The organism is Polaromonas naphthalenivorans CJ2, assembly GCF_000015505.1.
In the GTDB taxonomy this organism is placed as follows: Bacteria; Pseudomonadota; Gammaproteobacteria; order Burkholderiales; family Burkholderiaceae_C; genus Polaromonas; species Polaromonas naphthalenivorans.
Map to the genome: position 1 here is coordinate 863,183 of NC_008781.1, position 14,773 is coordinate 877,955.

General features: G+C 64.4%; 9 protein-coding genes and 1 pseudogene. 9 read left to right on the top strand and 1 reads right to left on the bottom strand.

Going from position 1 to position 14,773, the window contains the following annotated elements; genetic code table 11:
• The first annotated feature begins 120 nt into the window (after positions 1-120).
• From lon to PNAP_RS04110, 9 genes and pseudogenes are all read left to right on the top strand, one after another.
• Complete coding sequence (gene lon / locus PNAP_RS04075; RefSeq protein WP_011800233.1) at positions 121-2,490, top strand: endopeptidase La; 2,370 nt, start codon at positions 121-123, stop codon at positions 2,488-2,490.
• 38 nt (positions 2,491-2,528) lie between these two features.
• A complete protein-coding gene (gene polX / locus PNAP_RS04080) occupies positions 2,529-4,256 on the top strand; it encodes a DNA polymerase/3'-5' exonuclease PolX (RefSeq protein WP_011800234.1) in 1,728 nt (575 codons plus the stop codon).
• Between the two features lie 90 nt (positions 4,257-4,346).
• Positions 4,347-4,892: an HPF/RaiA family ribosome-associated protein gene (locus PNAP_RS04085; RefSeq protein ID WP_011800235.1), complete on the top strand. Its 546-nt coding sequence runs from the start codon at positions 4,347-4,349 to the stop codon at positions 4,890-4,892.
• 151 nt (positions 4,893-5,043) lie between these two features.
• Positions 5,044-6,135: an iron-sulfur cluster carrier protein ApbC gene (apbC, locus tag PNAP_RS04090; protein ID WP_011800236.1), complete on the top strand. Its 1,092-nt coding sequence runs from the start codon at positions 5,044-5,046 to the stop codon at positions 6,133-6,135.
• A 51-nt stretch (positions 6,136-6,186) separates the two neighbouring features.
• The gene (locus tag PNAP_RS04095) at positions 6,187-7,137 is read left to right on the top strand and encodes a LysR family transcriptional regulator (protein WP_011800237.1); all 951 of its coding nucleotides are present in this window, start codon (positions 6,187-6,189) and stop codon (positions 7,135-7,137) included.
• A gap of 76 nt (positions 7,138-7,213) precedes the next feature.
• Positions 7,214-8,290, top strand: a complete 1,077-nt coding sequence (locus PNAP_RS27560; RefSeq protein ID WP_011800238.1) for a hypothetical protein — start codon at positions 7,214-7,216, stop codon at positions 8,288-8,290.
• A gap of 126 nt (positions 8,291-8,416) precedes the next feature.
• Positions 8,417-10,219: an NADH-ubiquinone oxidoreductase-F iron-sulfur binding region domain-containing protein gene (locus PNAP_RS04100; protein WP_011800239.1), complete on the top strand. Its 1,803-nt coding sequence runs from the start codon at positions 8,417-8,419 to the stop codon at positions 10,217-10,219.
• A gap of 1 nt (position 10,220) precedes the next feature.
• A pseudogene (gene fdhF, locus PNAP_RS04105) lies at positions 10,221-13,106 on the top strand (formate dehydrogenase subunit alpha).
• Between the two features lie 50 nt (positions 13,107-13,156).
• On the top strand, positions 13,157-14,080 hold the full coding sequence (locus tag PNAP_RS04110; protein ID WP_232290751.1) for a L,D-transpeptidase: 924 nt from the start codon (positions 13,157-13,159) through the stop codon (positions 14,078-14,080).
• A 145-nt stretch (positions 14,081-14,225) separates the two neighbouring features.
• Here PNAP_RS04110 and PNAP_RS04115 read toward each other — a convergent pair whose 3' ends face one another.
• Entirely contained in the window at positions 14,226-14,723 is a 498-nt protein-coding gene (locus PNAP_RS04115; protein ID WP_011800241.1) for a C40 family peptidase, read from the bottom strand.
• Positions 14,724-14,773 lie beyond the last annotated feature (50 nt).

Consider the following 14,773-nt stretch of genomic DNA (forward strand, 5'->3'; position numbering starts at 1 on the left):
GCAGTCCTTGCTTGCGCTTGATTTTGATCAACCAGGCCCATAAATGGGCCGTATCCGCAAGGCGGTCGCATGCCTATACTGAAATTTCAGCCTGCACCGCCCAATGACCGGGGAATGCCCATGGATGCCAAAGATGCCAAGTCGCCCGCGCTTCCCGACGGCGTGATCGCCCTCGTGCCGATGCGCAATGTCGTGCTGTTTCCGAACACGCTGGTGCCCATCACCGTCGGCCGCCCCAAGTCGATTGCGGCGGTCCAGCATGCCAAGAACACCGGCGACCTGCTGGGCATCGTGATGCAGCGCGACGAAAAGGACGATGACCCGGGGCGGGACGCGCTGTGCGACGTCGGGACCACCGCCAAGGTGGTGCAGCAGGTCGGCTCGGACGAGCAGCTGCGCCACGCCCTGTGCCAGGGCGTGCAACGCTTTCGCATTCAATCCATGGTCGAGGGCTATCCCTTCCTGGCCGCCCGCGTGCGCCTGATCGACGAGCCGGCCGAGCCTTCGACGCAGGCCGAGGCGCTGGGCCTGCAGCTGCGCGAGCGGGCCGCCGAAATCCTCTCGCTGCTGCCGGGGGCGCCGGCCGAGCTGGCGCATACGCTGCAGGCCGTGCGCTCGCCCTCGCACATGGCCGATGTCGTCGCCAGCCTGCTCGATGCCGAATTGAGCGAAAAGCAGATGCTGCTGGAAACCGCCAACACCGAGGAGCGGCTGCAAAAAGTGCTGCAGATGCTCACGCACCGCATCGAGGTGCTGCGGCTGTCGCAGGAAATCGGCGAGCGTACCAAGGAGCAGATTGACGACACCCAGCGTAAATACATGCTGCGCCAGCAACTCAAGACCATCCAGAAGGAACTGGGCGAGGACGACGGCACCAGCGAGGACATTGCCCAGCTCGGCGAGCTGATCGCCAAGGCGGGCATGCCGGCCGACGTGGAGGCCCAGGCGCGCAAGGAGCTTTCACGCCTGCAGCGCATGCCGGACGCTTCCAGCGAATACTCGATGCTGCGCACCTACCTGGAGTGGATGACCGAGCTGCCGTGGACCGTGCCGCAAGCCAGCCCGATTGACCTGACCGAGGCGCGTCGCATCCTGGAGGCTGACCACTACGGGCTGGAGCGCATCAAGCAGCGCATCGTCGAATACCTGGCGGTGCAAAAGCTCAACCCCGGGGGGCGGGCGCCGATTCTGTGCTTTGTCGGGCCGCCGGGCGTGGGCAAGACCTCGCTGGGCCAGAGCATCGCGCATGCGCTGGGCCGGCCGTTCGTGCGGGTTTCGCTGGGCGGCGTGCATGACGAGGCCGAGATTCGCGGCCACCGCCGCACCTATATCGGCGCGATGCCCGGCATGATCGTGCAAAACCTGCGCAAGGCCGGCGCGCGCCACTGCGTGATGATGCTCGACGAGATCGACAAGCTCTCGCCCAGCGCCCACGGCGACCCGTCGGCCGCGCTGCTCGAAGTGCTGGACCCGGAGCAGAACTCGACCTTCCGGGACAACTACCTGGGCGTGCCCTTCGACCTGAGCCGGGTGGTCTTCGTGGCGACCGCCAATGTCATCGACCAGGTGCCCGCCCCGGTGCGCGACCGCATGGAAGTCATTGAACTGCCGGGCTACACGCAGGAAGAAAAGCTGCAGATTGCCCAGCGCTACCTGGTGGGGCGCCAGCGCGAGGCCAACGGCCTGCGCGGCGAGCAGTGCGAACTGACCCTCCAAGCCCTGCAGGCGCTGATTGCCGACTACACCCGGGAGGCGGGCGTGCGCCAGTTGGAGCGCGAGATCGGCCGCGTCATGCGGCATGCCGCCGTGCAGATCGCCGACGGCTCGAAGCCCCAGGTGCGCGTCGATGCGGCCGACCTGGACGCGATCCTCGGCCCGGCCAGGTTCGAGCATGAAACCGCCTTGCGCAGCAGTATGCCGGGCGTGGCGACCGGGCTGGCCTGGACACCCGTGGGCGGCGACATCCTGTTCATCGAGGCGACGCGCGTGGCCGGCACCGGCCGGCTGATCCTGACCGGCCAGCTCGGCGAGGTGATGAAGGAAAGCGCCCAGGCCGCGCTGACGCTGGTGAAGGGGTTTGCCAGCACCCTGCGCGTTCCGGCGGAACGCTTCGAAGGCATTGATGTGCATGTGCATGTGCCGGCCGGCGCGATTCCGAAGGACGGGCCGAGCGCCGGCGTGGCCATGTTCATTGCGCTGGCCTCGCTGTTCACCGACCAGGCGGTGCACCACGACGTCGCCATGACCGGTGAAATCAGCCTGCGCGGACTGGTGCTGCCGGTGGGCGGAATCAAGGAAAAGGTGCTGGCCGCGCAGCGCGCCGGCGTGCAGACCGTGCTGCTGCCCCGGCGCAACGAGAAAGACCTGCGCGACGTGCCCGAATCCACGCGCGAGGCCCTGAAGTTCGTCTGGCTCGACCATGTCGATGACGCCATTCGCGCGGCGCTGGGCGATGTGGCGATGCGCGGCGAGGGCTTCGTGCTGGTGTGAGCGGCCCGTTGGCCGGCGCTGATTGAACAGGTTGAAGCATGCCAATCCAGAATGCCGAAATTGCCGCGGTGCTGAATGAAATCGCCGACCTGCTCGACATTCAGGAGGCGAACCCCTTTCGCATTCGCGCCTACCGCAATGCCGCGCGCACGGTGGGCGAGGCCGGCCGCAGCGTGCCGGCCATGGTGGCGCGCCAGGCCGACCTGGATGCGCTGCCGGGCATCGGGCCGGACCTGGCAGGCAAGATCACCGAGATCGTCAACACCGGCAGTTGCGCCCTGCTGGAGCGCTTGCGCAAGGAACTGCCGCCGGGCATCACCGAATTGCTGAAAGTGCCCGGGCTGGGGCCCAAGCGCGTCAGGGCGCTGTACCACGACCTTGGCGTGCAGACGCTGGCGCAACTGCATCTTGCCGCCCAGGAGGGCCGGGTGCAGGCCATCGCCGGCTTTGGGCCGAAGACGCAGCAGGCGCTGCTGGAGGCGACGGCGGCGCGGCTGAGGCAAGAGCGCCGTTTTCCGCTCGGCGTGGCTGACGAAACGGCGGCAGCGCTGCTGGCCGGCCTTGCGGCGGTGCCCGGCGTTGCGCGCGCGGTGGCCGCCGGCAGCCTGCGGCGGCGGCGTGAGACGGTCGGCGATCTGGACCTGCTGGTCAGCCTGAGCGGCGACAGCGCGGTGATGGCGCACTTTATTCAGGGCGAAGATGGGCGCCAGGTGCTGCTTCACGGCGGCACCCGCGCCAGCGTGGTGCTCAAAAGCGGCCTGCAGGTGGACCTGCGCGCGGTGCCGGCGCAAAGCTTGGGCGCCGCCTGGGTGTACTTCACCGGCTCGAAGGCGCACAACATCGCGCTGCGGCGGCTGGCGCAGGAGCAGGGCCTGAAGGTCAATGAATACGGCGTGTTCCGGGGCGCTGAACGCATCGCCGGCGCCACCGAGGCGTCGCTCTACCAGGCGCTCGGGCTGCGCTACATCGAGCCCGAACTGCGCGAGGACCGGGGCGAAATCGAGGCGGCGCGCCAGGACCGGCTGCCGGTGCTGGTGAGCCTGGCCGACTTGCGCGGCGACCTGCACCTGCATACCCGCGACAGCGACGGCCGGGACAGCCTGGAGGCCATGGCGGCGGCGGCCCGGGCGCGCGGCTGGCGCTATGCGGCCGTCACCGACCACTCGCGCAGCCCGGCCTTTGCGCGCGGCCTGGACCCGGTGCGGCTGGCCAAGCAGATCGACCGCATCGACCGCTTCAACGAAAAGGCCCAGGGCTTCACCGTGCTCAAGGGCATCGAGGTCGATATCCTGCAGGACGGCACGCTCGAACTGCCGGACTCGATCCTGCAGCGGCTGGACCTGGTGGTGGGCGCCGTGCACCACCACCTGGACCTGCCGCGCGCCCGGCAGACCGAGCGCGTGCTGCGCGCCATGGACAGCCGCTATTTCACGCTGCTTGCGCACCCGACGGGGCGCCTGATCGGCGAGCGCGCGCCCTGCGAGATCGACCTGCTGCGGGTGCTGCGCAAGGCCCGGGAGCGCGGCTGTTTCGTCGAGCTCAATGCCCAGCCCGCGCGGCTCGACCTGGCCGACACCGCCTGCCAGATGGCCAAGGCCGAAGGCGTGCTGGTCAGCATCAACTCCGACGCGCACGGCACGCTGGAATTCAACCACCTGCCATCGGGCATCGACCAGGGGCGCCGTGGCTGGCTCGAAAAGGCCGATGTGCTGAACACGCGCGACTTGCCGGAGCTGCGGCCGCTGCTGGCGCGCACGATGGGGTAATTGCGCAGGCACTTGACCCATCTCATGTCGGTTACCCACCGGGATGGGGAAACTGCTGAAAAGACAGGATGCAACTACCGGGGCCGAGCCATGAAATTACCGCTTCAACTGACCTTCAAGGGCATGGATGCTTCAGCCGCCGTCGAGGAGGCCGCGCACCGCAAGGTGCTGCACCTGGAACGCTTTTACAGCGGCATCACCTCCTGCCGCGTCGTCATCGAACTGCTGCAAAAGCACCAGCACCAGGGCCGGCCGTTCGGCGTGCGGATTGACCTGACCTTGCCGGGCCATGAACTGGTGGTGAACCAGGTGGAGCATGAAGACCTGTACGTCGCCCTGCGCGACGCCTTCGACGACATGACGCGCCAGCTCGAAGAACTCGCCCGGCGCCAGCGCGGCATGGAAAAAGAGCATCCGCACGCCTTGCACGGCGAGGTGGTTCGCCTGGACCACGACGGCGGCTTCGGCTTCATCAGCACGCCCGACGGGGACGAGTATTACTTCAACCACGACAACCTGGCCAATACGCGCTTCGACCAGTTGCGCATCGGCTGCCCGGTCCAGTTCATCGCGCAGGCCGGTGCGCAAGGGCCGCAGGCCAAGCGCGTGAGCGTGGGCAAGCACAGTTTCGGCTGAAGCGGGCTGTGCCGGCAGCGCCGTAATCTTTTGAGGGGATGCGGCGGCCCGCCCGGCGAGCCGGGTTGCATTGGCTTAGACTTCGTCTCAAATCCAGGCCGGCCCGGCGCCGGCAACAAACCCCCACAGATTCAATTCGGAGATTCCCCAGATGGCTGTAGAACAACAGGCAATTTTGAACGCGCTGCAAACCGTGCTCGACCCCAATACCGGCAAGGATTTCGTTTCTACCCGTGCGCTGAAAAACCTGCAGGTCAGCGGCGACGATGTGTCCTTCGATGTCGAACTTGGCTACCCGGCCAAGAGCCAGATCGCCGGCCTGCGCAAAAGCCTGATCGCCGCCGTCAAGACCGTGGCCGGTGTCGGCAATGTGTCGGTCAATGTGACCGTGAAAATTGCCAGCCACAGCGTGCAGCGCGGCGTGCAGCTGCTGCCGAATGTGAAGAACATCATTGCCGTGGCTTCGGGCAAGGGCGGCGTCGGCAAAAGCACCACCGCCGTCAACCTGGCGCTGGCGCTCGCCGCTGAAGGCGCGGCCGTCGGCCTGCTCGACGCCGACATCTACGGCCCCAGCGTGCCGATGATGATGGGCATCGAGGGCCGGCCCGAAAGCATCGACGGCAAGAACATGGAGCCGATGGAAAACTACGGCCTGCAGGTCATGTCCATCGGTTTCCTGGTGGCGCAGGACGAAGCCATGATCTGGCGCGGCCCGATGGCCACCCAGGCGCTGGAGCAGCTGCTGCGCCAGACCAACTGGAAAGACCTTGATTACCTGATCGTCGATTTGCCGCCGGGCACCGGCGACATCCAGCTGACGCTGAGCCAGCGTGTGCCCATGACCGGCGCCGTCATCGTCACCACGCCGCAGGACATCGCCCTGCTCGACGCCAAGAAAGGCATCAAGATGTTCGACAAGGTCGGCGTGCCGATCCTGGGCATCGTCGAGAACATGGCGGTGCATATCTGCAGCCAGTGCGGCCACGCCGAGCATATTTTTGGCGCCGATGGCGGCAAGAAAATGGCCGCCGACTACCAGCTCGACTACCTCGGCGCGCTGCCGCTGGACATCAAGATCCGCCTGCAGGCCGACAGCGGCCATCCGACCGTGGTGGCCGACCCGGACGGCGACGTGGCCGCCATCTACAAGGCCGTGGCGCGCAAGGTGGCGATCACCGTGGCGGCCAAGTCCAAGGACTTCTCGGCCAGGTTCCCGACCATCACCATCAGCAAGAACACCTGATCACCTGATCCCGACCGGCAGGCATCCGGCGAACTTTTTGCGGCACACCGGATGAATCTGCTGACTTCCCTGCGCTACCTCGTCGCCCTGAGCGAGCACCGGCATTTCGCGCGGGCTGCGCAGGCCTGCCACATCACCCAGCCGGCGCTGTCGAATGCCTTGCGCGCGCTGGAAAAAGAGTTCGGCACGCCCATCGTCAAGCGCGCCCGCAGCTACGCCGGCCTGACGCCCGAGGGCGAGCAGGTGCTTGGCGCCGCCCGGCGCATGCTGCACGAACATGCGCTGCTGCAGCAGGAACTCGCCAGCAGCGCCGATAAGCCCAGGGGCCGTCTGCAACTGGGCGTGGTGCCGACCGCCGTGCCGGTGGCCGCGCGGTTTGCCGCCATGCTGCAAGCCGCGCATCCGGGCATTGCCCCGGTGGTGCGCGCCCTGAGTTCACAGGAAATCGAGGAAGGCCTGGACAACCTGTCGCTCGACATCGCGCTGGGCTTTACCGGCCGGTTGAAAAAAGGCGGGCCGTTTGCCGTGCTGCCGCAATACGGCGAGCATTATTTCCTGGTGCGCCGCTTGCAATCACCGGCCGGCGTTCCGGGCTCGTCCTTGCGCTTGGGCGCGGCGATGCGCTGGGCTGACGCCGCAAAATTGCCGCTGTGCCTGCTGACGCCCGAGATGCACAACCGCAGTCTGGTCGATCAGGCTTTTGCCCAAGCAGGCAGCGTGGTCCAGCCGGTCATGGAAACCAATTCGGTGCTGACGCTGGCCCTGAGCGTGCTGGCCGGCGATGTCTGCGGCGTGTTGCCCGGCGCGCTGGTCGGCGCGGTGCGCAGCCAGGGCGAACTGGAAGCGCTGCCGCTGGTCGAGCCCGAAATGGTGACGCCGGTGGGGTTCATCTACCTTGGCAAGGCCAGGGCTTCACGGGCGCTGGAGGCTGCGCTGGAGCTGGCGCGGGATGAGCGGTGGCTGCGGGAGGTGGCGCGGCATAGCGGGGCGCTGGGGGATTGAGTTATGGAGTTATTGCTGAATAATCTTTCGCATTTTAATTATAAATGCATAAGATTAATGCTCGGTGTAAAAATAAATGAGTGAAATAATTGACGCATTAAAAAATAAAATAAAGAAGATAGATAATGACTGCGAGAGTGATGTATTGCAGAAAGTTGCAATTTTTCATAAAAATGTATTTATTGAGGGAGGTAGACTTCGCTTGCCATCTTTTCAGGATGTTGGGTTGGTATGGCTGAAATCTATCAAACAAAAAGAAATAAAAATAATTATTGAAATTGAAGAAATATTATCTTCTTTTCCATTTATTGAGGAGGCCGATCTAAGCGAATTGTCAATAATTATTGATGGTATTTTTAGTGAATTACGCTATGTAGATAGGCTTGTTAAATTTAAAGAAGGTGTAATAAGAAGTGTGGCGCGGTATGGGTGTAAACTGCCTGAGCAACGAATTTGTAGCGATATTACTGAGGCTACTTATCGTGCTGGAGTAATAAACTTGCTTGGTGCAACACGAAAAATAATAAAATTAGAAATTGAAGTTTTAATATCAAATAGGAGTGTTTATATGGAATTCTCTTCGTTAATGACCGATAGAGTAGGTATTTTAAAAAAATCTGGAAAAAAGTATGAAAATATTTCTGCAAGCGTCCAGTCAGGGAAAATTTTTATAAATGAATCTGAAATTTTGATAGAAACTGGCGACCTTATTAATAGAAATATGTCAAATGGAGGTCAAGAAACTTTTGAAGTAATCGACCCCGGTTTTCATGAAAAATTTCACTCAATTCCTGCGGGCTATCAGATTGAAGTAAGAAAGCTGGGTCTTCCTGAGGCTAAAGCGGCCATTCAAAATATTACGTACAATATTTCTGGATCGAACGCACGGGTCAACCATAGTTCGATTGATAACTCAACAAATACTATCTACTCGAACTCTCTTGCCTTTGAATATTTAGCTAAACTACGACAAGCAATCGAGGAGACGACTGCACCTGGGGAAAAAGTAGCAGCATTTGAGGTAGTCGAAGCAATTGAAACCCAATTTAAAAGCGGTGCGCCAAGCAAGCCGGTTGTATCTGCGCTGTTGGCAGCATTGCCTCATGCTGCCAACATTGCAACAGTAATCTCAATGATTCAGGGAATGCTCTGAATGCATTGACAATGCCACTTGGCTGACAGCTGTAAGCCGCTGCCCCCGTACTCCTCATTCGCAACTTGAATCACCCCATACACCGATTCAATTTGACGCACCGGCAAGCACAGGCCACAGTGCCGCATGAACCCCTCCAGCCAGATTTCCAGCCTCCCGGCCGTCACCATTGCCACGGTGGACCAGTTACGCGAGCGCATCCGCCGCAAGAGCAAGCTCAAGGGCCGGCAGGCCGACGACGGATCGCTTGAAGAAGTTCGTGCGCTGATCGGCGTTCGCCCGGCAGACGGCCATCGCCGCGACCTGCTGATCGAGCATCTGCACCGGCTCAACGACGCGTACCGCTGCCTGCACGACCGCCACCTGGTCGCGCTGGCCAGGGAGATGAACATCCCCATGGCCGAGGTGTATGAAGTGGCGACGTTCTATCACCACTTTGAAGTCGTCAAGGGCGACGCGAACGGCGATGGACAAGCGCCCGGCCTGACAGTGCGGGTGTGCGACGGGCTGAGCTGCGAGATGGCCGGCGCGCAGGATTTGCTGGCGCGTCTGCCGGCCTTGCTGGGCGCGCAGGACGTGCGGGTGATTGCCGCGCCGTGCCTTGGCCGCTGCGAACAGGCGCCGGTGGCGGTGGTGCACCAGACGCCGGTGCCGTTTGCCACGCTTGAATCCGTGGTTCAGGCATCAAATAGTGCTTCTGCGCAATATCCACGGGCGCAAGAAGCTATCAATTTCATAGCCCCGGATTGGGCGGAAAAAAGCATTCCCGAGCTGCCCGGCTACACCGATTACGCCACCTACCGCGCCCACGGCGGCTATGCGCTGGCGGCGTCGCTGGTGAACGGGGAAGAGGACGCCGAACGCGTCCTTGCGGCCATGGAAAATTCCGGCCTGCGCGGCCTGGGCGGCGCGGGTTTCCCGGCGGGGCGCAAATGGCGCATCGTTCGCGGGCAGCCGGCGCCGCGCCTGATGGCGGTGAATATCGACGAGGGCGAGCCCGGCACCTTCAAGGACCGGGTTTACCTGGAGCGCGACCCGCACCGTTTCCTCGAAGGCGTGCTGGTCGCCGCGCAGGTGGTCGGCATCGAGGCCTGCTACATCTATTTGCGCGACGAATACCACGATTGCCGCGCGCTGTTGCAGGCCGAAATCGCCAAGCTGCAGGCCGACCCGCCGTGCCCGCTGCCGCTGATCGAGCTGCGGCGCGGCGCGGGCGCCTACATCTGCGGCGAAGAATCGGCCATGATCGAAAGCATCGAGGGCAAGCGCGGCGAACCGCGCATGCGGCCGCCCTACATCGCCGAAGTCGGCCTGTTTGGCCGGCCGACGCTGGAGCACAACTTCGAAACCCTGTACTGGGTGCGCGACATCGTGCAAAAAGGCCCGCAGTGGTTCAGCAGCTTTGGCCGCAACGGCCGCAAGGGGCTGCGATCTTTCAGCGTCAGCGGGCGGGTGAAGCTGCCGGGCGTCAAGCTGGCGCCGGCCGGCATCACGCTGCTGGAGTTGATTGACGAGTATTGCGGCGGCATGGCGGACGGCCACACGCTTTATGCCTACCTGCCGGGCGGCGCATCGGGCGGGATTTTTCCGGCCAGCCATGCCAATGTGCCGCTGGACTTCGACACCCTGCAGCCGCATGGCGGTTTCATCGGCTCGGCCGCCGTCATCGTGCTCGGCCAGCACGACAAGGCGCGCGACGCGGCGCTGAACATGATGCGGTTTTTCGCCAGCGAGAGCTGCGGCCAGTGCACGCCGTGCCGCGTCGGCACGGCGAAGGCGGCCAGGCTGATGCAAGCGCCCCGCTGGGACAACGCCACGCTGGAAGACTTGAACATTGTGATGACCGATGCGTCGATTTGCGGCCTGGGTCAGGCGGCGCCCAACCCGGTGCGCTGTGTGCAGAAATATTTTGCCCATGAGGTGGTCTGACATGAACGCACGAGCCCAAGCCGCCGAAGTCGCTTTGCCAACCGTCGCCTTTACCCTCGACCATCAGACAATTCACGCCTTCGAGGGCGAAACCATCCTCAAGGTCGCCGAGCGCCATGGCGTGCGGATTCCGCGCCTTTGCCATCAGGACGGTCTGCGCCCCGACGGCAATTGCCGCGCCTGCGTGGTCGAAATCGCGGGCGAGCGCACGCTGGCGCCTAGCTGCTGCCGCAGCGTGACGGCGGGCATGGAGGTGCAGGCCAGCAGCGAGCGCGCCGTCAAGAGCCAGAAGATGGTGCTTGAACTGCTGCTGTCGGACATGCCCGAGCAAGGCTAAAAATGGAATGAGCACGACGAGTCGCTGCAGCACGGCGAACTCAGCGACTGGGCGGCGCGCATGGGCGTCACCGTGCGGCCCGAACTCAAGGCCCTGCGCCGCGAGCAGCCCCAAGCCGATCTGTCGCACCCCGCCATGGCCGTGAACCTCGACGCCTGCATCCAGTGCAAGCGCTGCGTGCGCGCCTGTCGTGAAGAACAGGTCAACGACGTGATCGGCTTTGCCCTGCGCGGCGCGCACAGCGAAATCGTGTTCGACCTGAACGACCCGATGGGCAGCAGCACCTGCGTGGCCTGCGGCGAATGCGTGCAGGCCTGCCCGACCGGCGCGCTCATGCCCAAGACCCAGGTCGGCTCGCAAATCGTCGATAAAAAGGTCGATTCGGTCTGCCCGTTCTGCGGCGTCGGCTGCCTGCTGACCTACAACGTCAAGGACAACAAAATAGTCAGCGTCGATGGCCGCGACGGCCCGGCCAACCATTCGCGGCTGTGCGTCAAGGGCCGCTTCGGCTTTGACTACGCGCACAGCCCGCAGCGGCTGACGGTGCCGCTGATCCGCAAGCCCGGCGTGGCCAAGGATCCGCAAGCCCTGCAGCATCTGAACCGTCACAGCGCCGACTGGTCGGACGTGTTTCGCGAAGCCACCTGGGCCGAGGCGCTGGCGCTGTCCACCGGCGCGCTGAAAAACCTGCGCGACACCCAGGGCAAGAAATCGCTGGCCGGCTTCGGCTCGGCCAAGGGCAGCAATGAAGAGGCCTACCTGTTCCAGAAGCTGGTGCGCACCGGCTTTGGTAGCAACAACGTCGATCATTGCACCCGGCTGTGCCATGCGTCGAGCGTGGCCGCGCTGCTGGAAGGCGTCGGTTCGGCGGCGGTCAGCAACCAGGTGCATGACGTGGCAAACGCGGGGCTGATTTTCATCATCGGCTCGAACCCGACGGGCAACCACCCGGTGGCGGCCACCTGGATGAAGAACGCCGCCAAAAAGGGCGCGAAGATCGTTCTGGCCGACCCGCGCGTCACCGACATCGGCCGGCACGCCTGGCGCACGCTGCAGTTCAAGGCCGACACCGACGTGGCGATGCTCAATGCGCTGATCCACACGGTGATCGACGAGGGGCTGACCGACCAGGAATTCATCCGCCAGCGGGTGAACAATTACGAAGCCCTGAAGGAAAACGTCAAGGGCTACAGCCCCGAAGCCATGGCGCCGATCTGCGGCATTCCGGCGCACACGCTGCGCGAGGTGGCGCGTGCATTCGCCACGGCCAAGGGCGCGATGATTCTCTGGGGCATGGGCATCAGCCAGCATGTCCACGGCACCGACAACGCGCGCTGCCTGATTGCGCTCTCGACCGTGACCGGCCAGATCGGCAAGCCCGGCTCGGGCCTGCATCCGCTGCGCGGCCAGAACAACGTGCAGGGCGCCAGCGACGCGGGGCTGATCCCGATGATGTACCCGAACTACCAGCGCGTGAGCAACCCGGCCGCGCACGAGTGGTTCGAGAACTTCTGGGGCATGAAGCTCGACGACCAGCCCGGCTACACCGTGGTCGAGATCATGCACAAGATCCTCGCGCCCGAAACCGATCCGCACAAGATTCGCGGCATGTACATCATGGGCGAGAACCCGGCCATGAGCGACCCGGACCTGAACCATGCACGCCACGCGCTGGCCAGCCTGGAGCATCTGGTGGTGCAGGACATCTTCATGACCGAAACCGCCTGGCTGGCCGACGTGGTGCTGCCCGCGACCGCCTGGCCCGAGAAAACCGGCACCGTCACCAACACCGACCGCATGGTGCAGCTCGGCCGGCAGGCGATTGAGCCGCCCGGCGACGCTAGGCCCGACCTGTGGATCGTCCAGCGGATGGCCGCCGGCATGGGGCTGGACTGGCGTTATGCGGATGGCGCGGGCGAGCACCACGGCGTCGCTGCGGTGTACGAGGAAATGCGCCAGGCGATGCACACGGCCATTGCAGGCATCACCTGGGAACGCCTGGAGCGCGAGTCAAGCGTGACCTACCCATGCCTGAGCGCGGACGACCCCGGCGCGCCGATTGTGTTCATGGACCATTTCGACACCGACGACGGCCGCGTGCACCTGGTGCCGGCCGACATCATTCCGGCCAACGAGCGGCCCGATGCCGAATTTCCCTTCGTGCTGATCACCGGCCGGCAGCTGGAACACTGGCACACCGGCAGCATGACGCGGCGCTCGGAAGTGCTCGATGCGCTGGAGCCGATGGCCACAGCTTCGCTGTGCGGCGCCGATTTGCTCGCGCTGGGGCTGGCGCCGGGCGATGTGGCCACGGTGCAGTCGCGCCGGGGCAAGGTGGCGATCCATGTGCGCCGCGACGACGGCACGCCGCCGGGCGCGGTGTTCATCCCGTTTGCCTACTACGAGGCGGCGGCCAACCTGATGACCAATGCGGCGCTCGACCCGTTCGGGAAAATTCCGGAATTCAAGTACTGCGCGGTGGCGATACGGCGCGGCGGCCAGGCGCCGGCGGCTTCGGGTTATCTGGCCCACGCGGCCAGCGGCGGCTGAGCAAACCCTGGGCTGAACAAGGTGGCGCGGTGCTCGCGCACAATGAGTCCATGAATACTGGACTCCCTGTCATACCGCAGCTCAAAAAAATACAGGCCGGCGCCGCCGCTGGCCTGGCGCCCCGGTCCATGGCTCAAACCGGGCAGTTGCTGCGCAGGCGCGCGGCGACCCTCGCGCTGGGCGCTCTCATCGGCTTGGGCCTGAGCACCCCGGCGCTGGCGTCAAGCGCTTTGGCCGATGGCGTGGAATCTGCCGGCCCCGTGCCGCTGGCCGCCGAGTTTGCGCGCGATGTTGCCCCGCGCCTGCTGCTGCCCGACGACGAGCGCGTGGCGTATGCCTCGCGCCTGCAAGGCGCGCTGGCCAAGGCGCAGGTGACGCTGGCCGCGCCCCAGTTCATCGTGCTGGTGGACCGCAGCCCGAAGGTGCAGGCCGCGCTGCTGTACTGGGGTTCGGCCGAGCGCGGCTGGGGCTTCGTCGGGGCCACGCCGGTATCGACCGGCCTGCCCGGGCGCTACGAGCATTTCCTGACCCCGCTGGGCGTTTTTGACCATTCTCTGGCGAATCCGGACTTCCGCGCCGAGGGCACGAAAAACAAGCTCGGTTTTCGCGGCTATGGCGTCAAGGGCCTGCGCATCTACGACTTTGGCTGGGTCGAGTCGCCGCGCGGCTGGGGCGATGGCGCGATGGGCAAGCTGCGGCTGCAGATGCATTCCACCGATCCCGTTCTGGCGGAGCCGCGCCTGGGCACGGCGCAGTCCGAAGGCTGCGTGCGCATTCCGGCAACGCTCAATGATTTCATCGACCGCCATGCCCTGCTCGATGAAGACTACGAACGCGCAGTGGCCAGCGGAGACCAGTTGTGGGTGCTGCGCGAGGACCGCACGCCCACGCCATCGCCGGGCCGCTATCTGGTCGTCGTGGACACCGGGCGCAAGGCGCGGCCGGCCTGGTCGCCGCTGCCAGGGAAGCGCTGAGCCGCCGTCCATCGCTATTTGTGGATGAAATAGCGGCTTTGCGCACGGCCTGCCTGCGCAGTGTGCTATTCATTTTGTAGTGATGGCCAGAGGATGGAGCGGGGCGATTCGGGCGTTTCCGCCATGCCAACAGGCCGCAGCGCGATCAGCCCAATACCGTCTTCGCCGCTTCAAAGCGGGCTGCGTAGTATTTGCTGTCGAGCCGGTCGGTCCTCACGCCGGTGCGCGGGTTGCTGGCATGCACGAACCGGCCGTCGCCGACATAGATGCCGACATGCGAAAAGGAATAACCCAGCGTGTTGAAAAACACCAGGTCGCCGGCCAGCAGGTCGGCCGGGTTGACCGCGCGTGCGGCCTTGGCCATGGACGCCGCGCTGCCCTGCAGGCGGATGCCGGCGGCCTGGAGGTACACATGCGAGACGAGTCCCGAGCAGTCGAATCCCGTCGCCGGACCGCGCCCGCCCGACACGTAAGGCATGTCGAGCAGGGACAGCGCAAACAGGGCGATGTCGCTTCCGGCTTGGGCCGACTTCAAGGAGCGCGGGGCAGTGGCCGGCCGGGTCGCGCAGCCGGTAGCCGCCAGCAGCGTCAGGCAGCCCAGCAGCCGGCCCAGGCCACGGCGGGAATACGCTTGATAGTCCATGAAAAAGACCCCACTCAAAAAGTCCGGCGACGGGTGATCGCTGGCGCAAG